This window comes from Streptomyces sp. NPDC088745 (genome assembly GCF_044751045.1).
Lineage (GTDB): Bacteria > Actinomycetota > Actinomycetes > Streptomycetales > Streptomycetaceae > Streptomyces > Streptomyces cremeus.
This window is the reverse complement of record NZ_JBIVLB010000021.1, coordinates 1-23278: the sequence shown is the minus strand read 5'-3', so window position 1 is coordinate 23278 and position 23278 is coordinate 1. Positions and strand designations below refer to the sequence as shown.

Genomic DNA, 23278 nt, shown 5'->3' with positions numbered 1-23278 from the left:
GTCAGTCGTGGTTGCCGTACATGTTGCGGATCTCCGCCTCGCTCTCACCCCGGTAGGTGAGGTGCCAGTGCATGTGCTTGGACTCCTGGTACAGCCCCAGGTTCGTGTTCACCGAGCACGATCCGTACTCCTTCTCCACTCCGGCGGCCACCTCCCGCACCACCGCGACAACCTCGTGCAGAAGGCTCTCGTCAGAGTTCCCGAGGTCGGTGAGCGAGGGGACGTGCTCCTTGGGGATCACCACGATGTGCACTGGGTACGACGGGTTGGTGTGGTGGAAGGCCAGCACCCGATCAGTCTCCGCCACCTTCTCGATGGGGACCGCGCCGGTGAGCGCCTGGTGGCAGTAGAAGTCGGAGACGGTCTCGGTACTGGTCACAGGTGCGCACCTTCGTTGGGCAGGAATGTCGGACGAGCGCCCGCCGCGCGTGTTCGCCAGGCAGGCGCCGACGCCAGCGTAGCGATCAGCCAACCGACAGCCGAATCAGCTCAACACCGGCTCTACGAACGGGTGTTCGTCGAGCATGCGCAGCGCTCCGCGGAACTCTCCCGCACGGGAGGCACGAACCGATCCTGGACCGTCGAGAAGGGACCACGTTCATGACCGTCACGCTCGAACCCACGGTGGCGAAGCCGCCGACCGCGCCTGGGCTCCTCGAACTGGAGATCACCCGGCGCTGCCAGTTGACCTGCCGATCGCACTGCTACGCCGAGGCCGGCCCGACGCAGGGGCACGGATCCATGACCACCGACGAGTGGAAGCGGATCATCAGCGAAGCCGCAGCCCTCGGCACGGAGCGGATCCAGCTGATCGGCGGCGAGCCCACGCTGCACCCCGACTTCGCCGAGCTCGTCGAACACGCCCTGTCGAGCGGGCTCGAGGTGCTCGTCTACTCGAACCTCTACCACGTGCGCGCCGCGCACTGGAAGCACTTCACGCGGCCCGGCGTCAGCCTCGCCACCTCCTACTACGCGGACACAGATGACGGCCACGACCGGGTCACCGGCCGCACCGGATCCCACGCCGCCACCCGAGCGAACATCGCCGAGGCGCACCGCCGCGGCATCCACGTCCGGGTCGGGATCGTCGACGTCCTGGAGGGACAGCGCGTCGCCGAGGCCCGCGCGGACCTCCAGAGCCTCGGCATCACGGACATCCACACCGACCGTGTCCGCGCCGTCGGCAACGCCGCCAAGGGCACGGCCCTGCCGTCCACCTCCGCGCTGTGCGGCCGGTGCGCCAACGGCATCGCCGCGGTCCTGTCGGACGGGACGGTCACCCCGTGCGTCCTGGGCCGATTCCTGCCCGCAGGCCACGTCCAGGGCAATACGCTGCAGGGGGTGTTCGCCTCCTCGTCCTGGCGGCAGGTCGCCGCGAGCATTCCTGCCAGCCGGCACGACCCCTGCGGCCCCGACTGCGGGCCCAACGACGACAGCTGCAAGGGCGGCGGCACCTGCGACCCCGCCTCCGGCCTCACTCCGACCACCGCGGACTGAACGGGGAGAACCTCGATGGACTGGGAATCAGCAGCACGCCGGCTCGCCGCCAGCACTGCCGTCCGACCGGAGTCCCGGTGGTACGCACCGGTTGCCACCACGCAGCGCCACCGGTTCGTACAGCGCTGGTGGGCCCGGGACACCGCGCACGACGGCAAGCCTGTCTGGGTGCTGCGGGACGGTGCCGCTGACCCCGAGCAGTGGCTGCGGACTGCCTACAGCGACAGCACGCTCGTCACCCGGGTCGGCCACCATCACGCCGACCACGCCGACCCGGGCCAGTCCCTTGTCCGCAGGTCCGACAGGTACCAAACGTCGTCTTCCACGCTGCCCTCACTGGTGCTGCTGATGTACCGCTCCGGATGCATCACCGACACCTCCCGCGTGCTGGTGACCACCGGAAGCGGCTACGGAACCGCCCTGGCCTGCGCCCGGCTCGGCGACGACCAGATCACAAGCGTCGACGTCGACCCCTACCTCGTCTCGGCAGCCCGACAGCGCCTCGCCGACGTCGGCCACCACCCGCGGCTTGAGGTCTGCGACCTGACCAAGGCGCTTCCCGACGGCAGCTACGACCGGATCATCTCCACTGTGTCGGTGCCCGCCGTACCCGCCCCGTGGCTGGAGGCACTCGCCCCCGGCGGACGGCTGGTGACCACCCTCGCCCGGACCGGACTGATCATCGTCGCGGACAAGAACAGCGACGGCGGAGCGACCGGGTACGTCGCGCCCGAGTCGGCCGGCTTCATGAGTGCACGCCACGGCGAGGACTACGACGCCATCCTCACGGACGACGCGCCCGGATGGCAGCACGCCCGGCACGCCGAAGGCGAGACCAGCACGGGCCGCTACCCACTGACGTACGTGCCGGACACCTGGGACCTGCGGTCCACCCTCGAACTCCTGCTGCCCGGCATCGAGCACCGTCAGCACACGGCGGACAACGGCAGCCGCACCGTGTACATGCTGCACCAGGACGGCTCCTGGGCCCGGGCGACGGCGTCAACGCGCCACGAGCTGCCGACCGTGCACCAGGGTGGCCCGACCCGCCTGTGGGACGAGCTGGACCGCATTCGCACCTGGCTCGTCGTAGACGGAGAGCTCCCCGTCCGGGGCGCTGCGGTGACCATCACCGCCAACGGGATGGTCACCCTCTCGCGGAAGGGATGGACGGCCACGGTCGGGTGAGAGCTTGCCAGCCGGTTCGAGCCTGGCGACCGCCATGCCGTACTCCGTCTAGGCGAGCGGTCACCCCCGTCCGCGAAGGCCTGTCCGCTGCCGTGGCCTTCGCCCTCGGTGGCTTGCTCACCTCGACGACGGGCGACACCTGGCTCCGGCAGCTCATCCCGCTTCAGCAGTAGTACGTCGCTGGCTGTGGCGCGTCACCTCGACGCCCCACGGCCGCACTGCTGTCGGGTGCCGCGCAACAGCGATCTGTCCCAGAGGATGCCACCGTCGGCGATTCGGCCAACCGCTCTACTGCACAGACCTGTTGCGGGGGCTGGATGCATGCATTCTCCATGCGCTCGCACCCGCTCTATGTCGGGAAATCCGAAGCGACTCAAATACACCAGTTCGATATGCCCGGCGTGGTCGTTGAGCCTCACGACCACGCCGGACGACCGTCTAGGGGGACCACGTTGACCTCGGCCGCAACGAACGAGCAGCAGAACTCAGCGCCTCCTCCGCCCCCGCCGGCAGAGATCACGTACAGCGGGCAGTACTCCGTTAACCCGCTCGCCGAGGTCTCCTTCCGGCGCATGTGCGCGCAGATCCCTGCCGTCCTGGGCCGAATCGGACGTCTGTCATGGCGAACCGACCGGCGGGCCGTGCAGCTTCTCCTCGGCTGCCAGGTAATCGCCGGCGTAGCGGGCGCCGTATTGCTGGCCGCCACCGCTCGCGCCATGGAACCAGTCCTGGGGGACGGCACTGCTGCCGAGCGGTTGCGCGGCGCACTGCCGGCTCTGGTCGTAGTGGCGCTCGGCGCCGCACTGGCACGCGTGGCGGGGGCGGCCGCCACGTACGCCGAGCGGCGGATCACTCCGCGGTTGACCACGGAGACGGACACCGCCCTGGTCGAGGCGGTGTGCCGGGTCGAGGCCTCCGCATACGCCGAGGACGGCTTCTCGGACCGGCACGAGGCTGCCGAGATGGGGGTGATCCGCACACACGTCATGGTCACTGACGCCCAGCGGTTCCTGTCCGCGCTGATCCGGATGGTCACCGCGGGCGGGGTTCTGTCGGTGCTCAACCCGTGGATGCTGCCGCCGCTCCTGCTCGCGGTGCTGCCGGCCGGTGTCGGTGCCGTGTTGACCGCCCGGGTCGACTACGAGATCCACTACGCCAACATCGCCGACCGCAACGTGCGCGGCATGATGCGCTGGTGGGCGACTGAGTCGAAGTACGGCGACGAGGTCCGCGCCAACTCGATGACCGACTACCTCGTCTACTGGTACCGAGCCCTGTCCGACCGGTGCGACCGCCGCACCCTAGCCGCAGCCCCGCGTACCCTGCGGATCTCCCTGTTCTCTGCACTGGCCGGCGGCGTCTTCCTCGTCGCGACCTGGGGCGCGCTGGCCTGGCTGGCGGTGTCCGGGCGAATCGAACTCGCGGTCGCGGCGACGGCGGTCATCGCCGTGCAGACCACGCTTTCCGCACTGTCCCAGGTGGTCATCAACGGCGCCGCGGTCTTCCACACCAGCCTGTACCTCAGCGACATGCAGGCATTTCTCGACGACGCCGCCGCCCGCGCCCCCAAGCGCGGTTCCCACGTGCACACTGCGCCGACGGAGGAGATCCGGCTCGACGAGGTCGTCTACCAGTACCCCGGCAAGGAGAAGCCCGCCGTGGACGGCGTCTCCCTTACGCTGCAGCGCGGCCAGATCCTCGCGATCGTCGGCGCGAACGGCTCGGGGAAGTCCACGCTCACCCGGCTGCTGACCGGGATCTACCTGCCCGACAAAGGCAAGGTCACCTGGAACGGCACTGACCTGGCTGAGGTGGACCCCGCCACGGTGTGGGCGGACACCGGCCTGGTGCCGCAGATCTTCGCACAGTGGCCCCTGCGGGTCCGGGAGAACGTCACCCTCGGCCAGCCCCGCACCCACGACGACGCCCCCGTGTGGGAGGCCGTCGACGCGGTCGGTCTGCGCGAGGCCGTGGAGGATCTCCCCGCGGGTCTGGACACTCTTCTGGCCCGGGACGTCTTCGGAGGCTCGGAGCTCTCCGGCGGACTGTGGCAGCGCGTGGCGTGTTCGAGGGCCCTGTACCGGCGCCCGGGGCTGCTGATCCTGGACGAGCCCACCTCCCAGATGGACCCGCGTGGCGAGCACCAGATGTTCGAGCAGATCAAGGACATCGCCGCGGACCGCATCACGATCGTGGTCACGCACCGTCTGGAGAACACCAAGATCGCCGACCACATCATCGTGATGGAGGACGGCCGGATCACCGAACAGGGCCGGTACGACGACCTTGTCCACGCCGGCGGGACCTTCGCCGAACTCCTGGAACTGTCGCAGGACCGCTGATCCGCCTCGCCCTCGTCCCACCCCGCGCCGGCGGGGCGAGACGAGGCGGGCCCCCGCCAAGGAGGACCCGTGCCACCATCCCTCGCCGTTGCCGCCGCCTTCGCCCACTCCTCGTACGCTTCGCGCCCGAGCGCGAGGTGCACGGCGTGAGGAAGACGAAACCCCTACCCACCGCCGCGCAACGTTGGGCCGAGCAGCGAACCGGGCCGGTCGTCGCCGTACGCGACGCCTCGCACGACTGGCACCGCTCTCGGGTGTGGGAGCTGACCGGCGAGGGCGGGGCCCGCTGGTACGTGAAGGTCTCGCCCTCGGTGAAGTTCTTCACCCGTGAGACCAGGGCCTACCGGAGCGTCGTTCCCGCGCTCGGGCACAACCGGGCGCCCCATCTCCTCGACAGCAGCGCCGACGACCTGGCCTTGCTGCTCACCGTGGCCCCCGGGACTCCAGCCCCAGGCCTGAGCCTGACCGCCGCCGCGTGGCGGGCCGTGCATGCGCAGGCCGGCATGCTGTGCGCCCGCCTCCACGACGCCGGTGCACTCGACGCCCACGACCGGACGGAAGCCGCGGCGTCGTTGGTGGCCGCGGCCGACGGTGCGGAGAAGTACCTGGGCCGCGCCGGGGACCGGCTCACCGGGGACGAGCAGCAACTGGTCCGCGACTACGCGGCCCAGCTCCGCCGCGTCGGACCGGTGCCGCTTGGCTACATCCACGGCGACAACCAGCCGAGGAACTGGCTGTGGTCTACGCAGAGGCTCGCGCTCGTCGACTTCGAGCGCACCCGCCCGGCCGCCCGCGTGCAGGACCTCGTCATCCTCGCCGTCACCGAGTGGCTCGACCACCCCGACCGCGAGCAGGCATTCCTCCAGGCGTACGGGCGAGAGCTCACCGGCGCCGAACAACACGCGCTGCGCTGCCTGACCGCGCTAGACGCGGTCAACTGCCTGGCCTGGGGCCCGGACAACGACCATCCCGAGGTCACCGCCCGAGGCCGGCGAACCCTGGACCGGCTCATGAAGGAGGACCGACCGTGAGCGACGTCCACCGCAGCATCACGCACGTCATGGTCCTGCTTCAACGTCCAGCCGGCGGCCGGGTTCTCACTGTCCGGCACCAGCCGCGGTCGTGGCACTCCCCCGGGCTGCTCACCCTCGTCGGCGGCCGGCTCGAAGCCGGCGAGTTCTTCGACGAGGGCGCCGCACGCGAACTCGCCGAGGAGACCGGCATCCTCATCACCCCGGCCCGGCTCGAGTTCTGTCAGCTCGTCCACCTGCACGCCGCGGACGGGGAACGGGTCACCGGCGTGGTGTTCCTGGCCCGGGAGTGGGAGGGCGAGCCATACAACCGGGAGCCGGGCACCCACAGCGAGCTGGTCTGGGCCAATCCCGCCAGCCCACCCGCCGACTGCCACCCCTTCACCCACGAGGTCCTGCGCCACTTCGCTGCCGGAGTCCGGTACGCCAACGTCGCCGCCCCGGAGCTGACCGACGGGGGTGAGTCACAATGACGGTCGCCGCCCGGGCCACGAAGGCCACCGCGTGGTCGAGACCCGCCTTCCGATTCCTGCTCAGCAGCGAAGCCGTGACCCTGTCCGGGTCGGCGGTGAGCACCGTCGCCCTGCCCGCGCTGGCCGTGGTGGAGCTGCGCGCATCCACCACCGAGGTCGCCGCGCTCGCGTTCCTTGGACAGCTTCCGAGCGCGGTCACGCTGTGGGCCGGGGCCCTGTCCGACCGGCACCCCAAACGACCCCAGATGATCGCCTCGGACCTGGCGGCGGCCGGCGCGCTGGTGACCATCCCGGCCGCCGCCCTCGTCGGCGCGCTCACCATCTGGCAGCTGTGCGCGGTCGCGGTCGTGCTCGGTGCGGCCAAGGTGCTGCGCGACGCCGCTGCGATCAGCCTCCTGCCGGCCCTCGTCGATCCGGACCAGCTCCACGACGCCAACGCGAAGCTCGGCGCCGCGTCCTCGGTAGCCGACAGTGCCGGCACGAACGCCGGTGCCGTCCTAGTCGGCGCCGTCGGTCCCGCCCGCTCCGTCCTTGCCGACGCCCTGTCCTTCGTCGTCTCCGCAGTCCTCATCTCGCGCATGCGCATCCCCGAGGCCGCCACCGCGCCGCGCACCCGTACGAGTCTGGCACGGGACATCGCCGACGGCGTGCGCTACGTGGCCCGGCAGCCCACGATCCGCACCGTGATCGCCGCCCTCTCGACCCTCTCCTTTGGCCTGGCGGTCATGAACACCTACTGGGCGTACTACCTCCTGGACCGGCTCGGAGCTTCACCGCCCGTGTTCGGGGTGATCATGGGCGTCGGGGGCGCCGGCGGTGTGGCCGGTGCGCTGCTCGCGCCGAGGATCGCCGCCCGGATCGGCATCGGGCCCACGATCATCGTGGGCTTCGCGGTCAGCCCCCTCGCCCAGATGCCCCTGCTGTGCGCCGGGCCCAGCCTGCGGTGGCAGATCGTCCTGGCCGCCACGCTGGCGGTGCAGCTGTTCTGGGCGACGGCGTCGGGGACCAGCCAGCGGTCCCTGCGCCAAGCCTTGTGCGACCCCGACTTCCAGGGCCGGATGCAGTCCGCGAGCACCACGCTCACTGCCGGTGCCCGCCCGCTCGCCGCCGCCACCGCTGGCGGCTTGGTCCTCCTCCTCGACGTTCGGGCCACCCTCGCCATCGGCGCGCTCCTCCAGGTCGTACCCATCGTCCTGCTGCTGGCCTCCCCCATCCGCGCCCTTCGGACGATCCCCGCCCGTACGGCCGTGCCACCCGCCCGCGAAGGAGCCCCTTCATGACCACCACCGTGTCCACCGCGGCCGCGACCTACTGGGAACCGCTCTGGTCCCAGGGCCGCCGCTACCGGCAGCCCGACGACACCGAGAACCGGCTGCTCGAGAAGCATCTCGGCGCCGGGCGCGACCGCCCGGCCCTCGACATCGGCTGCGGCGACGGCACGCTCACCCGGCGCCTCGCCCAACTCGGCTTCCGCACGACCGGCATCGACTGTTCCCCCAGCGCCATCGCGCTCGCCGCCACCCAGGAGTTCGGGCACGGCCGCGTGCCGGTCTGGCAGTGCATGGACTTCACCACCGACGACCTCGGCACCCTGCCGGAGCCGGCGTTTGCGGTCATCACCTGCCGCCTCGTCTACCGGTGAATCGACGGCAAGGCGGCCTTCCTCGACCGCGTCCGCCGCCTCCTCGCCCCGGGCGGGACCTTCTGGGTCGTCGCCGAGATTGCCGGACGCCGCCCCGCCACCGACCCCTTGCAGGGCCTCGGCATCACCCCGGCCCAGGCCGAACTCCTGACCACGCGCTGGTCCGCCGTCCACACCGACGACCTCGACGTCCTGCGCTGCTACGCCCTGCGCCCCTGACCCCACCCCGCGATCTGATGGAGGACCGGTGACCACCGAGCAGGACACCGTCGCGACCTGGAACACCTACGGCAACCACCAACTCGCGCGAGGACTCGAGCTACCTGAGCTGGACCGGTGGGACTGGGGCATCCCTGGCACCGGCCCCGGCATCGAGGTCTTCGGCGACGTGGCCGGGCTGCGCGTCCTCGACCTCGGCAGCGGCCTCGGCCGGCACGCTGCCCACCTTGCCGCCCGGGGCACCGACGTCACCGCCGTCGACGCCTCCGCCGCCCAGCACCAGCGCGCCGCCACCCGCTACCCCAGCATCCCGGGCCTGCGCCTGGTGTGCGCCGACGCCGTATCCCACCTGCGCGACGCCGACCCGTACGACCTGATCTACTCCGTCTGCTCCGTCCCCTACCTGGACCCCGACCGACTGCTGCCCGTCCTGGCCAACGGCCTGAAGCCGGGCGGCCGCCTGCTCTTCTCCGCGTTGCACACCAACTCGGGCGGCACCGGACCGTCGAACGAGGTCGCCCCGCGGTCCGAGATCCTGCGGCTGCCCGGCACCACCGACGACTACCCCGTCGACATGTGGGTCCTGACCGCGCAGCTGTGGGAGGACCTCTTGGTCCAGCACGGCCTCACCATGGAGGCGGTCACCGTGATCGGCTCCCCGAACCCGGGCAACCACGTCTCCTACCGGCTGTACACAGCCCGGCGCCCGCAGCGGGTGCCCAGCCCGGCACGCGGCAGTCACGTCGATCCAGTCCCCCAGAACGACGGAAGAACCGTCGATCGGAAGCCGACCACGGTTGCCGGGGAGGCCACATCGTGGCCGCGCTGACGGACGATCCTCGCTTCGCCGTGACGACGTTCGTGGTGATCGACTTCGAGGGCCTCACCCCGCAAGGACGACCCGCCGAGCCGATCGAGGTTGCGACGTTGGCGCTGCGCCCGCTGGATGGCCGACTGGTGGAAACCGGCCGATTCGAGGAGCTGATGCGACCGCCTGCCGACGTGCCCGTGACCGCGCGGGATGTCCAGCTCAAGGGCATCACCCAGCGAATGCTCACCTCTGCGACCCCCGCTGCCGATGTGATGGCGCAGCTCGACGCGCGCCTGACTACGCCGCCGTACCGGCTGGTCGCCCATCACGCCTCCACAGAAGCCGGAATCATCGCCCGCCAAGCCGAGCACTGTCCCGTACTCGCCGCGACGCCGCTGCTGGACACATTGCGCCTGGCCAAGGCCGTCGTGCCCGGTCTCGGCTCCTACGGACTGGACAGCCTGCTCGGCCACTACGGCATCCCCAGGCCCGCCGGACGGCACCGTGCGATGCCGGATGTCGAGGTCACCGCCCAGGTGCTGACCCGACTCCTAGACGACGGGTGCGCGGGCGGCCGGTGGAGCACGCTGCTCGAGCTGGACATGGCCGCCGGATTGCAGCCCACCCAGCCACCCCCGGCTCAGGACGCGGAACAGGGCTCCCTGTTCTAACCGGCGGACCGCCCCAGGAGGACGTCGCGCGGCGAACTCCACCCGGAACCACACCCGTAAGGAGACCTCTTCACCATGAACGTCCCACACCTGCCTTCACTGCTGGGGGTGTTTGCGCACCCGGACGACGAATCCCTCCTGGCTGGCGGCGTCCTCGCGCAGCACGCCGCCGCAGGCGCCGCGACCGCCGTGGTCACGGCCACCTGGGCCCCCAACACCCACCGAGCCGCCGAGCTCACGGACGCGCTCGCGGTCCTGGGGGCCGGCAAGCCCCGGATGCTCGGATACGCCGACGCCCGGATCCCCCACTCCGCTCCCGGCAAGTCCCGTCTGTGCGACGCCACTCTCGATGACGTGGTCGAGGTGCTCGTGGGACACATTCGCGAGCTTCGGCCGGACATCGTCGTCACGCACGACGCGTACGGGCAGCTCACCGGGCACCCCGACCACATCCACACCCACCGCGTGACCCTGCTCGCCGTACACGCCGCCGGGCTCCACCACCTCTACCCGCACGCCGGCGCCCCTTGGCAGCCCGGCGGCCTGTACGTGGCCACGCACCCGGAGTCGGGCGTCGACGAACTTGGCAGCCTTCTCCAACGTGTCGGCAAGACGGTCCACAGCGCCCCCGATGAACAGGTGACCGCGACCGTCGATGTGGGCCCCTGGGCTCAGACGAAGTGGCGCGCGATCCTTGCGCACCGCAGCCAGGTCGAGAGCCGGCGCCCTCTGCCGGCCCTTCTGTCCCGCCTCACCGTCGACGACCGGCACCGGATCCTCGCCACCGAGTGGTACACGCGCCTGGACACCAAACCCGCACCCGGGCCGCAGCGGAATCTGACGCCCTGACTCCCTCCGTTGTCCGACAACACCGACACTCACCCCCTTCGCCCCCTCTCAAGGAGCGCCCGTTGACAGCACACCCGTCGAACCCGCCGCTGTGGGAAGTGATCGGCCGGCTCGCCGCCCTCTTCACCGGCCTGGACTCAGAACGCGGGATGACCCCAGAGCAGCAGTGGACGCTGCAGGTCCTCAAGCTCACCGAGGAGGTCGGCGAGTCCGCGCAGGCCGTGGTCGGCGCCTGGGGCACCAACCCCCGGAAGGGGCAAAGCCACACGTGGCGACACGTTCAGGAAGAGGTGGCCGACACCGCGATCACCAGCCTGGTCACGTTGCATCGGATGCTTGGCGACGATGCACCTGCGTTCCTGGCCGACGTTCTTGCCCAGAAGTCCGCGAAGTTCCTCCCCCAGAGCAGTCGCATCGAGGAGGTGTGAGCCATGGCTAAGACATTGCGGCTGGCTGTCGCGCAGAGCACCGTGCCGGAGGACCCGACAGACCACGGCACGCTGCGGGCGGCCGGGCAGGAGATCCGGGCCCTGATGACCGAGGCCGCCGGGGCGGGTGCGCAACTGGTGCAGTTCCCCGAGGGGGCGATCGTCTATCCGAGCAAGCACGTGATGGCGGCCGGACCGGACGGAAGCTTGGTCCCGGCCGACTGGAGCCGTGCCGCCTGGGACGTCATGCGCGAGGAGGCCGAGTCGATCGCCGCGCTGGCTGGGGAACTACGACTGTGGACGGCGTTCGGGTCGCTCCACCCGCTCACGCCGCCGAACAGGCCCCACAACAGCCTCTTCATCGTCTCCGACCGTGGCGAGCTGGTTGCCAGGTACGACAAGCGGTTCCTGTCGCATACCGAGGTCTCCTACCTGTACACCCCAGGGCGCGAGCCGGTCGTCTTTGAGGTGGATGGCATCCGGATCGGCTGCGCGCTGTGCGTCGAGGCGAACTTCCCACCACTCTTCGACGAGTACGAGCGCCTGGGCGTCGACTGCGTCCTGATCTCCGTGATGGTGGACGATGCTCCGAGGGCGCGCATCGCCCAGGCCTACGGGACGCTGTACTGCTACTGGGTGGGCTACGCCGTGCCGGCGCAATTCAGCGCGACAGTGCCGTCCGGGATCGTGGCGCCCGGCGGCCGGTGGATCGCACAATGCCCTACCGACGGGCAACCCGCTCTGGCGGTCGCGGACATCGACCTCGGTTCGACCGATCCGGACATCGAGGTGGCCCTTCGGTACGCCCGGCCTTGGCGCCGCCGGGCGCAGGACGGGCTCTACGAGGATCGACTGGTTGTCGGGGACCCGCGCAGCGATATCCGCACGACCTTCTGAGAGCCCATCCACCTCTCACCCCCTGCCCCTGCTCACTAGACTCCGTGGTCATCCGGCAACGGATGCCCGTGCGCAGATCAAGCTCGACACCAAAACCGCCATCCCCGACAGTCTCCTCACCACCATCCCCACTACGCCGCTGCCCACGGTCGCGCAGGCCCTGGAAGCACTGGACCTGTGGTGATGACCGAGGCCGCGGCATCGCCCGCATCTGTGCTAGCAGTAGCCCCGGTCGGCAACACTCAGGCGAGGCCGTGTGCGCCCTGCGCACACGGGGGAATGTACGGACCAGGCCTCGGCTGAGGTGCCTGTGCTTGGCGCTATCGCTTTCGCAGCGCAGCAGGGCCCAGTGGCTTCGGCAGCAGCTGTGCCAGATGTGCTGCCACAGCGAGGACGGTGCGGTCGGCGAGGTACGGTCCGACGACCTGAATGCTCAGTGGCAGTCCGTCGGTTGTGCGCCCGGCGGGGACGATCGCTGACGGGAGACGTACCTGGCTGGTCAGGTTCAGCCAGGTCGTCTGGTCGTAGTAGCTGCGCTTCGTCCCGTCGACGGTGATGGACCGCTGCTGCACCGGGATGGACGTCTGGTCTTCGACAGCCGCTGTCGGTGCGGCCGGCGTGATCAGGATGTCGTGCCGGGTGAAGTACTGAGCCCAGCGCTGGCGCAGCTTCTCGCGGGCCTCGTTGGCGATCAGCCAGTCGCGGTGGCGCTGGGTGCGTGCCCGCAGGTAGAAGGCTCCAGGTGACGTGTCCTCGGGGGCGAGCTTGTCCGCCTGGTCCACCTCGCCCTGGAACACGGAGTCTGTGGTGGTGGCAGTCGACGTGGCGTACATCAGGTTCGTGAAGGCCCGGTCGGACTCCGGCATGCTGACGGGCCGGGTGGTGGCGTCGACCTGCGCCCCGGAGGAGCGGACGAGTCCCGTGACGGTGTCCATCAGGTCCCGGGTGGCGGCATCGACGCGGCAGTAGTCGTCGTCGGCCCAGATGCCGACCCGGTAGTCCCGCAGCCGGGACAAGCGGGGACCGGGCAGCTCTACCCTCCAGGCCGGGGCGTCTGCCGGCGACGGTCCGACGAGGGCGTCCAGGAGGAGAGCGAGGTCTGCCGGCGTACGCGCGATTGGGCCGAGCGTGGTCATGTCACTCGAAGTGAGCCAACCCGGCAGCCGGGGGATGTGGCCGCGGGCGGAGATCAGCCCATAGCTCGGCCGCAGGGCGTAGACCCCGCAGTAGGCCGCAGGGAGCCGCAGCGATCCGGCGAGATCGCTGCCGACCTCGGCGCTCGTGAGACCTGCGGCGACGGCGGCTGCGGGGCCGCCGGAGGAACCGCCTGCGGTCCGGCCGGACGCGTGCGGGTTCTTGGTGGTGCCGAAGAGGGCGTTGGAGGTCTGGATGTCCTGGCAGTACGCCGGAGTGTTGGTCTTCCCGATGATGATCGCGCCCGCTTCACGAAGCCGGGCGACGGCGTCCGCGTCCTGGTCGGGAATGTGGTCCTTCAGGTCGGGGCTGCCGCACGTGGTGCGCATGCCGTCGGTCTCAAGCGCGTCCTTCACCGTGAGGGGAAGACCGTGCAGGGGTCCGAGCGGTTTGCCCGTGCGTGCCATGTGCCGGTCCGCGTTGTCGGCTTCCTTCCTGGCCCGCTCGACATCCAGGGTGACGATCGCGTTGATCCCCGGGTTGGTCGCTTCGATGTGCTTCAGCTGCAGCTCCAGGAGCTGCCGGCTGGAAATCTTCCGACTCGTGAGGGCTGTCACCTGCTCGTGGGCGGGGCGCAGGTGGGGAGCGGTGGTCATGGGGGCGGTCCTTCGATTGTCCTTGGCTGAGGGGCGGGGCGGAGTGCCTGCATGGGCCACGCTGGCCACTGAGGCGTTCACAGCCACGGCTGCTGCGGTGCCGGTGAGGAAGGTGCGTCTGATCACTATTCGTCTCCCGCCCGGCTGGCGGAGCGTGCCGGGTGCTGTGCTGTTGGAGTTGATACGGCAGGCGGAGTGAAATGCGCGGCGATGCGCAGTTGGGCCTGCATGTCCTCTTCGGTCGTAGCGATCGAAATCCGGGCGTCGGCGTACTCGGCCGGCTCGGGGAAGTCCTGGCCATGCGTGAGGCTGGAAATGGCCTGGCTGATTTGCTCTGCAGTCACCGCGGCCGCAAGTTCGGGATCTTGGAGTCCCTGCCCTGTAAGTCGGGTTTCGGCTATGGCTCGAACTTGCGGGTCCAGGTAAGGGCGAAGTTCGATCATCCCGTCGCGAATCTCAGTTACTCGTCGGTATAGCAAGAAGCTCACCGAACGGAACCGCACAAGCTCCTGCAACTGTGACGGAGGGGGCATCAGGGCGATCGTGGGCGCGACTGCATGGAGCGCCCGCCAGAGCGGTTCCAGGCGCCACAAGGCGTAATGGCTGCGCGTCCAGCTTCGAACACCCTCGACCCGTTCCATCAGGGTGGGGAGGAAATATCCGATCAAGGTGAGCAGGGCGCCGACATCTCCGCAGAACCAGGCGATGTCCTTGAATCGGGCGACGCTGAAGCCGAACGAGTCCCCGAGGATTCCCCCGATCCGGATGGCGCAGTAGCCCATGATCACGACCGCGCCGATGGTGATGGTCCGCAGGCCGCGGACGACCCAGACGTTGCCGGCGTGGCGCGCGTGCCGCCAGCAGACGACCCCGAGGTAGATCTCGGCGGCGGTGTACGCCGCCATGTAGAGCGCGAGGTAGGCCTTGTAGGCGGGGTCGTGGACGTAGTAGGTGGCGAAGTCGGAGGTTCGCTGGACGGCTGGCGTCAGGAAGGCGAACAGGACGAACATGCCCACGATGACCGCGAGACCGGCGAGCCCGAAGAGCCGCGTCCGTCGACGCGCCTCCTGGGCCGGCAGAGCCCAGTGAGCCAGCACGCTGGTCTGGAACACCAGGACCAGGATCACGCAGCTTTGCGCGAGCGGGACAGCAATGTTGGTGACCCCGAGGGTGCTGTCGATGCGTATCCAGATAGGGGTGATGGATATGGCAAAGCTCAGGGCAGATGACAGGTAGACCAGGCTCAGGAGAATGAGAGCGGCATCTCGGCTGTTCTTCTTGAGGTCCCGGAGCAGGAGGAGAAACCCCAGGCCTGCGATTATCAGGCAGATGGGGTGAAGTATGTCCTTCACGCGGCCTTACTTTCTTCCGCGCAAGAATGTGCGCTCAACTCGTCGGTCCACGTCCGAACTTCCGCGCTGTGAAACGACGCGATACTGGGATGCGTGAACGTGGGCTTGGAGGTAGGAGCCGTCGAGTTCGGCTTCCATCTCATCCTTCTCGTCGTACTGAGTTCGACCGAGCACCATTTGAATCAGATCGGGATCGAGATCCGGAAGAAGTCCACCGACAGTCTCACCACCAATGGTCACGCCGCCTTTGTGACGCCTCAGCATGTGCGCGAATTCGTGAGCGATGATGTGGTCCTGGTGCGCCAACGTAGTCCGCGGATCAAAGAAGACGAGGTGCCGGCTCTTCATGGCAACCCACATGCCGCACGGCGCGGACCAGTCGAGCTCGGCAGGCTGAAGTTCGACCTTGCGCCCGGTGCGCCACTCGATCTCGGGCACCAGGTCGCGGATGCTGTCGACGGGCGGGAGGTGGAGGCCCCGGACGAAGCCCTCACTGGCTCGCCTCTGTTCCTGATTCAACTGATCCTCCCGGGCTGACGATAGGTGCCGGTCAGACACACTAGAGAGTCGTCTCTTCGGGCTCATCGGGCAGCCCCTCAAGTTCTCGCACCCTGTCGATCATGGCCATCAGCGTGTCCATGCTCTTCGGTGAGAGACCGACGGCGCGCAGGGCGACGCGTTCCACGCCCGCCTGCTGCAGTTTTTGTAGACGCTTCAACTGTTCGCCGTATCGGCGTGCAAGATCATCGTCAAAAAAGTAGGCCGGAGGCACCTTGAAGAAGGTCGCGATGGCCTCATAGTGACGTCGCGTCGGGTTATCGCGCCTGCCGGTCCGCAGCTGCCAAAGGTAGGTTCCGGATATCGTGGAACCGCCCTGTTCTTTCAGAGCTTCGGCGACCTCGTCATTGGTGTAAGGGCCACGGCCCTTCGGATGTACGACTTCGAAGAGCTGGTTCAGCTTGTCGGCTAGCGAGAGACCTGCGTCACAAGGGTCATTCGCCGCTCTCGGCTCTTCGGGCTGAGGCCGTGGGTTCGCGGGTGTCATGCAGTCCTTCTCGACTTCGAGGGCGATCCATCTCAGTTGACTATGCCACGGACATACGCATACGTTCATACCGGCCAGATCAACTGGGATGGATCGAGGGGCTGGCGCTGTGGGGGTCTTACGCCGCGTACCGTGACGCAGGGCCCTTTCGTGCGCTGCCTGCCGACGTGGATGGGCATTGCGTAGTCAACCCTCCATCCTGCAGGGCGAATTGAGCTGCCACCGCCAGTCGGAGACAGCTCATATTTGCGCGTGCCAACGATCCAGTCAGCGGCGGTTGCTGTGCCGGTGGGAGACGGGGCTCATCGGCACGACCGCCGCAGGTGTCCACCGCGGCAGACAAGGGCGCGCCGGATTGGTCTGCGTCCCGCCGGGCCGGCCTCAGGGAGGGCCTGTCCGGCCCGCCGACGCCGCGATGGCGTCGCAGCGTTCGAGACCCGTCTCGATGATCAAGGGGGAAGTAGCGGAATGTCGCGCAACGACGGCTCCAGCCGGTCGGCAGGCATGGCCCACGGCGCATCGCGAAAGAAGGCAGACCGCAAGGTGCGCCGGCTGCGGGCTCCGCACAGACCCGCTTGCTGCGTAGGGTCACCGCTCTCCGCCACCCCGCCCCGATGAAGGGGACGGCAAGGCGCCCGTCGTCAGAAGCAGGGTGCCAGCAAGCGACTCGACACAAAAATAGAACATGTGTTTGCCTTTGGTTCGGCCGGAAAGCGAGCTCGGAGGAGCTCGTTCGGCATCCGGGGCGCGGGGCAAGGAGGACGGACGCGATGACGGCGTGGGATCGGCGGAGGTCAGCCACTCGGCGAGGCGCGGGACGCTACGGGCCCCGCGAGCTGCCGAACAGCAGACAGCTCCTGCGCCTGCTTAGGGTCCTCCGGCGGTGGCGCAGGGATCCCGCGCAAGGCGATCTCATCAAAGAGTGCGAGAGGCTGCTCGCCGATCTGCCCGTCCCGACACCGTTCAGTGTCGAAGCGCTGGTGAAGAACATGGAGCAGGTACTAGAGCGCCGGATCCAACTGGTGCCCTTCGATGACCCCGACGGAGGTCTGGGCACGGCCTGCGGGCTCCGGATCAAGACGCCGGAGTTCACGATCGTGCTCTACCGGCGCCGGTCCAGCCGCAACCAGACCGAACACATCATCCTTCACGAACTCGCGCACGAGTGGTTGGACCACGGGTCCACCCTGACCCCTGACGAGATCGAGCGGTACGTTCCTGAGCACATCCAGGAGGAAGTCCTGCGACGCTTCCCCTCGGCCCTCGTCCAGGGGCGCGTCAACTACGACAGTCCCGAGGAGCAGCAGGCCGAGATGTCGGCATCTCTGATCAAGCGGCTCGCCCGCCGCATGAAGTTCGCCGGCGACGACATGGTCAGCCTCTTGGAGTCCTCGCTGTCCCACCCCGTGGCTCCCCCGCGTCGAGGCGGCCACCGAGGATGAGCGACGCCGCACTCGACTCCTTCCGCTACCTGACCGCGGGGGTGATGACCCTCATCGCCGTGTGGCGATTCCCGGCTGTCCGCTACGGGGACGCCCACCGCCGAGCCCTCTGGGGCGGCTACGCCGGATTCGCCGTGGCACTGTGGCTCTACACGCCGGCCGTGATGCTCGCGGTGGACCGCATACCCGTGGTCGACATCAGCGCACTGATGCGGCACTTCGCCAGCACCGCCGCCATCATCGCGTCCCTGACCTACGTTGCGACCAGCTACGGCAAGAGCACCGAGAAGGTGGTGCCCCGGCACGTCGCGGTCTCCCGCTGGATCGCCCGCGCGTCCTACAGAGCAGGCGCCGTCGGCGTAACGCTGCTCACCATCCTGTTCTTCACCGTGGTGGACCGCCCCAGACAAAGCGACGACTTCCTCAGCGATCATGCCGGGGAATGGGGCGCCGCAACGTACATGACCGTCTTCTACTTCTTCCCACTCGTCACCACCGCAGTCTGCGGATACCAATGGTCGCGCGGGGCACGGAAAGCCGAGACGACGAGTATGCGCATCGGGCTTCGGCTCATGGGAATCTCGATGTGGATGGGGCTCGCCCACACGGCGGCCCGAATCGTCATTGTGTGGACGGCGGTACTTTTTCCGCTGAGCGACTCCGTCATGGAGACGCTAATCGATCTCACGGCAATGTGGATGAACTTGCTGTTCCTGATTGTGGCGGTAGGCGCGAGCATCCCCACGACAAGTGCAGCCACCGCGCGCTGGAAGATGCTGAAGACTCTCTACTACCTTCACCCGCTCTGGTACGACCTGGTGAAGGCGTTCCCGGGGACCAGTCTCTACCCCCCGAAGTCGCGCCTGGCGGAGTTGACCCACACGCGTGTACCTGATGACGTGCGCCTCGACCGATGGACCCAGGACATCGCCGATGCCTGCGAGAGACTGAGGTACTACGCCCCCGAGGGCCTGCTGTGGGCGGCGGAGGACGCGACCGAATCGCACTCCGACCCCGAGCCGGCCGCCGAGGCCTACTGGATCGCAGCCGCACTCCGGGCCGCTTCCTCCGCGAAACCTGGCCAGTACGCGAGTGCGCCACTGCGGGAGAAGCCGTTCGTAGATACCAATAGCGAAGCGGCCTGGCTCATTCGGGTGAGCAACATATACGCCCAGATCTCTCCCGTAGGCGCTCAAGAGCTTCTCCAGAAATCCGCAGAGCTGGAAGTTTGAGTGGATAACTCTTCGGTCAAGAGCTCGACCCCCGCCTGACAGTTGAAAAGTCAGAGATTGGAGGAATGAATAGTGCGAATGTGCCCGAGTTGTACGGCAGATTCACTCGGCGCGGACAACACCGTCCAAGTGCCCGGAATGGCTGCTGGTACCGTGGGCCAGACTGTGGGTGGCGTCCACTCCGCCCCGTAGCTACCACCCGCCCCTGGTATGCGAAGCGCAGGCACTGTCGCCGCCACGCGTCAGCCGGGGCCGGACGCTGTTCAGTACGGATGGCGCCCGAATTCTCAGTACCAGTAATGGAGTTCCTGCATGTCTCACCGCACCGGCCTCGTCCTCGACTTCGGAGGCGTCCTCACCACCCCGCTGCTGCCTGTCGTGCTCGCCTTCGAGCAGCGCGAAGGGCTTCCCAAGGGGGCCTGCATCAACGCGCTGTACCAGGACGAAGAAGGCGTCCGGATCACCAGTGACCTCGAGCGTGGAGTGGTCAGCCAGACCGAGTGGAACGAGTTCGCGGCCAAGAAGCTGGGAGTCTCTGCCGACAACCTCATGGGACGCATCTTCGGCGGCCTGGAGCCTGAGCCCCTGCTGATCAACGCGGCCGCCGCGGCTCGACGAGCCGGCATCAAGGTGGGGATCCTGTCCAACTCGGTCGGCCTCGCCCCTTGGGATCTGTACGACGGCTACGACCTCGACAAGCTCTACGACGTGGTGGTCATCTCCGAGCACCACCAGCTGCGCAAGCCCGACGCGGCGCTCTTCGAGGCCACGCTCAAGCTCATGGAGCTGCCGGCCGAGCAGTGCGTCTTCGTCGACGACACCGAGGGGTACGTCCGGGCGGCAGAGCAGCTCGGCTTCGCAGGGGTCCACAACAAGGACCCCAAGCAGACGGTCGTCGATCTCTCGAACCTGTTCGGCGTGGATCTCACCGCAGCTGCGTAGTCCTCTACGTCGCCCGGGTCTCCAGGGCGCGGTCGTTACCCGGCTGGCCCCTGCCTCCTCATGATGAGGAGGCAGGGGCCAGCCGGGTTGCGGACCGGTGCGGCTGCTGCAAACAGGAACAGGACCATTCGCGCACATTGAACGACGGCGGCATGTGAACGGATCCAAGCGTTCCCGACTCGGGGCCGTGCGGTGTGCTGCCCGCCGGCAGGTGTCTGCGGCTGGGAAGCTCGGTGGGGCGGATCGGCCACTCTCTGGTGCACTTCGCCGAGGCGAGGTCCCACCGAGGGCGTGCCAGCGACGCCGCCGGGCCTACCCAGCCTGATGTTCGGCGTCGACGCCCCTCGACGAGCGGCCCGTGCAGCCGCCGCGCGTGCTACCCCGCTACCCCTCGTCCTTGATGTCTGGCAGCTTGTGCTTCAGCTCTCCCACGAGCTCGTTGATCTTCGCCATCATGCCGGCCGACAACCCCGAGTGGTTGCCGCGGGCCGCCAGGCCGAGAATCTGACCACGGTGGATCGATCCGAGGAAGCGGACGGCTTCGAGGAACTCGCCAGCCGCCGGGCTCAGCTCTGCGTCGTCCTGGAAGAGGGTGGCGTCTACCTGCAGAGCGTGAGCCAGTCCGGCGCGCACGACATCCGAGGCTTCCGTCGTAGTGCCCGAACGCAGCGCGGCGATGTCGGACGCCGTCACACTCGCGACGCCGGTGTGTTCGTTGACGGCCCGAGCGATCTGCTCGTCAGACGGAGGTGCTTGGCCTACATACCCGTGCTCGAGGAGGTAGTTGATCTTCTCCCCGACGGTGCGAGGCGCGGACGGCTGCGCCTCTTGCGGCCGCTGGGCACCGCGTACGCCGAACGACACGTCCTGCGCAGCGAGCAGTTCCTCCTCGCTTACGCCGTAGGCGTGGGCGAGGGGAGCAACGTAGGTGTCCTGTAGCCGCCGCCGGCCGGACTCCGCATTGCTGATAGGTACACGGCTGGCGTCAATGACTGCGGCGGCCTGGGCCACGCTGAGGCCGGCGTCGCAGCGAAGGAGCTGCAGGTCCACAGGTCCGTCGAAGGGGAAGAGAACGTCGAGTTCCTCTCCGAGCGCGGCAGCGATCGCGGGGAACTTGTCGCCCTTGGGGAACTCCTCCCCGCTCTCCCACCGGGCAACAGTGGGGCCACTGACACCGACCATCGCGCCCAGCTCCTTCTGGCTGAGCTCTTTGCCCCGTCGGACAACCCGTACTCGGCTGCCGTCGAACTGACGTGGCACATGAACTCCTGCGACTCGGCGGTCTAGAACCTGGGGACGATGGCCCGAACCTTAACCACAACTGGCTTGATCGATCCACGCATCTAGCGTACGTTTCCGTATCGGGCCTGGTGGTGAGAGCTCTGCCTCACAAGGCGATCTTATGCCGTGCCTAGTCCACGCCTGAACTACCTGTCCTGCAGAGGACGGGCCTACCGGACCCGGTCACGCTCTGGCCTAGGAACCTGAGTGACCGGATCCGGTTGTAGTCCCCGAACGGAGATCCGGATGAGTGTTGCATCAAAACGTCCCCGCTCACAGTCGCCCTACCGAAATTGGCTTCATGTCGCTTTGAGCACTGCGGTCGAGATGAGTGCGGGCACTGCACAGAGGCCACCTGTAGTCGCTGCTGCCCCGTGCGGGCCGGGATACCGGACCCCTGACGCGAATCTTCACACTTCTCCCCGTTCTGACCTCCTCTGACCAGCGCGGACGCGCGGCACCGCAAGCCCGCTGCCGACCGTCCGACGGATTTTCGCGAGAGCTCGCTGTACGGCCCGTCTGGCCGGAATCTGAGCCCGTTGATCCACTACAGAGGGAGTCACCCCATGGCGTACGAGCCGCCGGCCAAGGGCCGTCCGTTCATCGCGTACGAGAAGAAGGCACGCGCTGCCGCCGGGCCCGACGGCCAGACCGTCCGCGCCCGTCCGAGCGTGTACGTGCGGGAGCACGTGGGTGTGAAGGTCAGCGCGTACAAGGTGAAGACGAAGGCGACCGACGACGGCCCCTTCCGCACCGGCCGTGTGACCTTCGACGCCGAGTCCGTCGGGCTGGAGCACGACTTCCACGGGTCGGTCCAGGCCGACTCCAAGGCAGCGGAACTGCTGGCTGAGGCGTTCAAGAACGACCTGCCGGTCACCGTCGCCATCGAGACGACCCGCCGGTACAAGCAGAACGACAGTGGCGAGATGATCAGCCCGCTCACACCCATTCACGAGCTGCGCGGCATCGTCGGCGACTCGACCCGGGCGAACGCGGAGATCACCAACCGCAACTGCCGCAACCTCGTGGTCGCGGTCAACGGCGAGTTCACCGACGAGCTGGTCTCCGACCCCGAGGAGTGGGAGTCGCTGCGGGAGAACCGCGACGGCAGCCTCGCCCCCGACGGCTACGCCGTCTTCGGCGGAGCGATCATCCCCGCCGCCAACGCCTCGTCCGGCAACGTCGACGTGAGCCAGCAGATACGCAACGAGCTGAAGAAGTTCTTCGGCTCCAACACCGCACCGGCCGCCAGCGCGCGCCCGGGCCGCCCGACGCAGCGGGCTGCCCACGCCGCCGAGGCCAAGCCGTGGGAGGACTGGAACACCGACGGCCGCTTCAACCACGGCTCCTACCTGGCCACCGCCATCCGGGAGACGTACGCGCAGGCGCACCAGATGATCGCTTCGGCGGGCGTCGACCCTGACACCGACCCGGCCGTGGTCGGCACCCTCGCCGAACTGATCCTGGGGATGGCCGACCGTATCCAGCTCGGCGTCTACCGCAAGACCGACGGAAGCGCCATCCGGTCCGACCGCTCCCACCACGAGGCCCGTGCGTGGATCGACTTCGTCGTCAGCCACCAGCCCGCACTCGCCTACACCGCCGAGATGACCGACCCGATCAGCGCTGAGGCGGTCCTCGCCCGCAACGCGTGGGCCAGCAAGGTCATCGCCACCGTCGGCCCGCTGATGGACACGGTGGCCCGCGTCGCCGACACCGACCGCGCCGTGGGCCCGGACGGTATCCCCGTCGTGCACCCGGTGCTCAAGAGCGACGCCTTCGCCCGCTTCAAGATCCTCCTGGGTCACAAGGACGTCGGCCTCGCGGGCTGGCCCGACCGTGTCTTCCCGCTGCTGACCGACCGCTTCGGCACCCACGAGCTGGACCGCATCGAGGTCGCCCACTTCCTGCCCGCGCTCGCGGAGTGGGAAGCCGACCCGGCTGCGTTCCTCGCTGCCGCCCGGGCCAGCGCCGCTGCCCGCCAGACGGCCGAGGCCGAACCCGCTGCCACAGCAGCCTGATCCACCCCGGTGGGGGGGGGGGGGGCCGGGGGGGGGGGGGCCCCCCCCCCCCGCCCGCCCCCCCCCCCCCCCCCCCCGGGGCCCCCCCCCCCCCACAAACACCCCCACACCCCAAGCCGCGTGAC

General features: G+C 68.6%; 22 protein-coding genes. 17 read left to right on the top strand and 5 right to left on the bottom strand.

All coding sequences use genetic code 11. From position 1 onward, the window contains the following. Window position 1 precedes the first annotated feature (1 nt). On the bottom strand, window positions 2-379 hold the full coding sequence (locus tag ACIP93_RS34600; protein WP_401765729.1) for an HIT domain-containing protein: 378 nt from the start codon (window positions 377-379) through the stop codon (window positions 2-4). Between the two features lie 221 nt (window positions 380-600). Between ACIP93_RS34600 and ACIP93_RS34595 the strand changes: the two genes are divergently transcribed. From ACIP93_RS34595 to ACIP93_RS34540, 12 genes are all read left to right on the top strand, one after another. After that, entirely contained in the window at window positions 601-1497 is an 897-nt protein-coding gene (locus ACIP93_RS34595; protein ID WP_401765727.1) for a radical SAM protein, read from the top strand. Window positions 1498-1512: 15 nt separating this feature from the next. Next, window positions 1513-2685, top strand: a complete 1173-nt coding sequence (locus ACIP93_RS34590) for a methyltransferase domain-containing protein (protein WP_401765724.1) — start codon at window positions 1513-1515, stop codon at window positions 2683-2685. Between the two features lie 452 nt (window positions 2686-3137). After that, window positions 3138-5027 (top strand): ATP-binding cassette domain-containing protein, encoded by a 1890-nt coding sequence (locus ACIP93_RS34585; RefSeq protein WP_401765721.1) that lies wholly within the window; start codon window positions 3138-3140, stop codon window positions 5025-5027. Between the two features lie 146 nt (window positions 5028-5173). Then, the gene (locus tag ACIP93_RS34580) at window positions 5174-6058 is read left to right on the top strand and encodes a phosphotransferase (RefSeq protein WP_401765718.1); all 885 of its coding nucleotides are present in this window, start codon (window positions 5174-5176) and stop codon (window positions 6056-6058) included. Then, window positions 6055-6531 carry an NUDIX domain-containing protein gene (locus tag ACIP93_RS34575; protein ID WP_401765715.1) on the top strand — a complete coding sequence of 159 codons (477 nt, stop codon included), beginning with the start codon at window positions 6055-6057 and terminating at the stop codon, window positions 6529-6531. The genes ACIP93_RS34580 and ACIP93_RS34575 overlap by 4 nt, the downstream gene beginning before the upstream one ends. Beyond that, entirely contained in the window at window positions 6528-7811 is a 1284-nt protein-coding gene (locus ACIP93_RS34570; protein ID WP_401765712.1) for an MFS transporter, read from the top strand. Before ACIP93_RS34575 ends, ACIP93_RS34570 begins: the two co-directional genes overlap by 4 nt. Beyond that, window positions 7808-8173 carry a class I SAM-dependent methyltransferase gene (locus ACIP93_RS34565; RefSeq protein ID WP_401765710.1) on the top strand — a complete coding sequence of 122 codons (366 nt, stop codon included), beginning with the start codon at window positions 7808-7810 and terminating at the stop codon, window positions 8171-8173. The genes ACIP93_RS34570 and ACIP93_RS34565 overlap by 4 nt, the downstream gene beginning before the upstream one ends. 247 nt (window positions 8174-8420) lie before the next feature. After that, window positions 8421-9221: a class I SAM-dependent methyltransferase gene (locus ACIP93_RS34560; protein WP_401765707.1), complete on the top strand. Its 801-nt coding sequence runs from the start codon at window positions 8421-8423 to the stop codon at window positions 9219-9221. After that, a complete protein-coding gene (locus ACIP93_RS34555) occupies window positions 9209-9874 on the top strand; it encodes a PolC-type DNA polymerase III (protein ID WP_401765704.1) in 666 nt (221 codons plus the stop codon). The genes ACIP93_RS34560 and ACIP93_RS34555 overlap by 13 nt, the downstream gene beginning before the upstream one ends. 75 nt (window positions 9875-9949) lie before the next feature. Then, on the top strand, window positions 9950-10723 hold the full coding sequence (locus ACIP93_RS34550) for a PIG-L deacetylase family protein (protein ID WP_401765701.1): 774 nt from the start codon (window positions 9950-9952) through the stop codon (window positions 10721-10723). Window positions 10724-10785: 62 nt separating this feature from the next. Continuing rightward, complete coding sequence (locus ACIP93_RS34545) at window positions 10786-11151, top strand: MazG-like family protein (RefSeq protein ID WP_401765699.1); 366 nt, start codon at window positions 10786-10788, stop codon at window positions 11149-11151. Window positions 11152-11154: 3 nt separating this feature from the next. Next, complete coding sequence (locus tag ACIP93_RS34540; protein ID WP_401765697.1) at window positions 11155-12048, top strand: carbon-nitrogen hydrolase family protein; 894 nt, start codon at window positions 11155-11157, stop codon at window positions 12046-12048. 320 nt (window positions 12049-12368) lie between these two features. Here the strand turns inward: ACIP93_RS34540 and ACIP93_RS34535 are convergent, their stop codons facing one another. Next, a complete protein-coding gene (locus tag ACIP93_RS34535; protein ID WP_401765695.1) occupies window positions 12369-13838 on the bottom strand; it encodes an amidase in 1470 nt (489 codons plus the stop codon). A gap of 125 nt (window positions 13839-13963) precedes the next feature. Then, window positions 13964-15190 carry an MAB_1171c family putative transporter gene (locus ACIP93_RS34530; RefSeq protein ID WP_401765693.1) on the bottom strand — a complete coding sequence of 409 codons (1227 nt, stop codon included), beginning with the start codon at window positions 15188-15190 and terminating at the stop codon, window positions 13964-13966. Window positions 15191-15283: 93 nt separating this feature from the next. On the opposite strand from ACIP93_RS34530, the gene ACIP93_RS34525 reads away from it, so the two are divergent. Next, on the top strand, window positions 15284-15727 hold the full coding sequence (locus ACIP93_RS34525) for a hypothetical protein (protein WP_401765690.1): 444 nt from the start codon (window positions 15284-15286) through the stop codon (window positions 15725-15727). 22 nt (window positions 15728-15749) lie between these two features. Here ACIP93_RS34525 and ACIP93_RS34520 read toward each other — a convergent pair whose 3' ends face one another. Beyond that, window positions 15750-16235 carry an XRE family transcriptional regulator gene (locus tag ACIP93_RS34520; protein ID WP_401765687.1) on the bottom strand — a complete coding sequence of 162 codons (486 nt, stop codon included), beginning with the start codon at window positions 16233-16235 and terminating at the stop codon, window positions 15750-15752. A gap of 989 nt (window positions 16236-17224) precedes the next feature. On the opposite strand from ACIP93_RS34520, the gene ACIP93_RS34515 reads away from it, so the two are divergent. From ACIP93_RS34515 to ACIP93_RS34505, 3 genes are all read left to right on the top strand, one after another. Then, window positions 17225-17677 carry a hypothetical protein gene (locus ACIP93_RS34515; RefSeq protein ID WP_401765685.1) on the top strand — a complete coding sequence of 151 codons (453 nt, stop codon included), beginning with the start codon at window positions 17225-17227 and terminating at the stop codon, window positions 17675-17677. Continuing rightward, the gene (locus ACIP93_RS34510; RefSeq protein ID WP_401765683.1) at window positions 17674-18909 is read left to right on the top strand and encodes an MAB_1171c family putative transporter; all 1236 of its coding nucleotides are present in this window, start codon (window positions 17674-17676) and stop codon (window positions 18907-18909) included. The genes ACIP93_RS34515 and ACIP93_RS34510 overlap by 4 nt, the downstream gene beginning before the upstream one ends. A 312-nt stretch (window positions 18910-19221) precedes the next feature. Then, the gene (locus ACIP93_RS34505) at window positions 19222-19851 is read left to right on the top strand and encodes an HAD-IA family hydrolase (RefSeq protein WP_358250774.1); all 630 of its coding nucleotides are present in this window, start codon (window positions 19222-19224) and stop codon (window positions 19849-19851) included. A gap of 384 nt (window positions 19852-20235) precedes the next feature. Here the strand turns inward: ACIP93_RS34505 and ACIP93_RS34500 are convergent, their stop codons facing one another. Beyond that, window positions 20236-21111 (bottom strand): helix-turn-helix domain-containing protein, encoded by an 876-nt coding sequence (locus ACIP93_RS34500; RefSeq protein WP_401765680.1) that lies wholly within the window; start codon window positions 21109-21111, stop codon window positions 20236-20238. 587 nt (window positions 21112-21698) lie between these two features. On the opposite strand from ACIP93_RS34500, the gene ACIP93_RS34495 reads away from it, so the two are divergent. Further along, window positions 21699-23153, top strand: a complete 1455-nt coding sequence (locus tag ACIP93_RS34495) for a hypothetical protein (RefSeq protein WP_401765677.1) — start codon at window positions 21699-21701, stop codon at window positions 23151-23153. Window positions 23154-23278 lie beyond the last annotated feature (125 nt).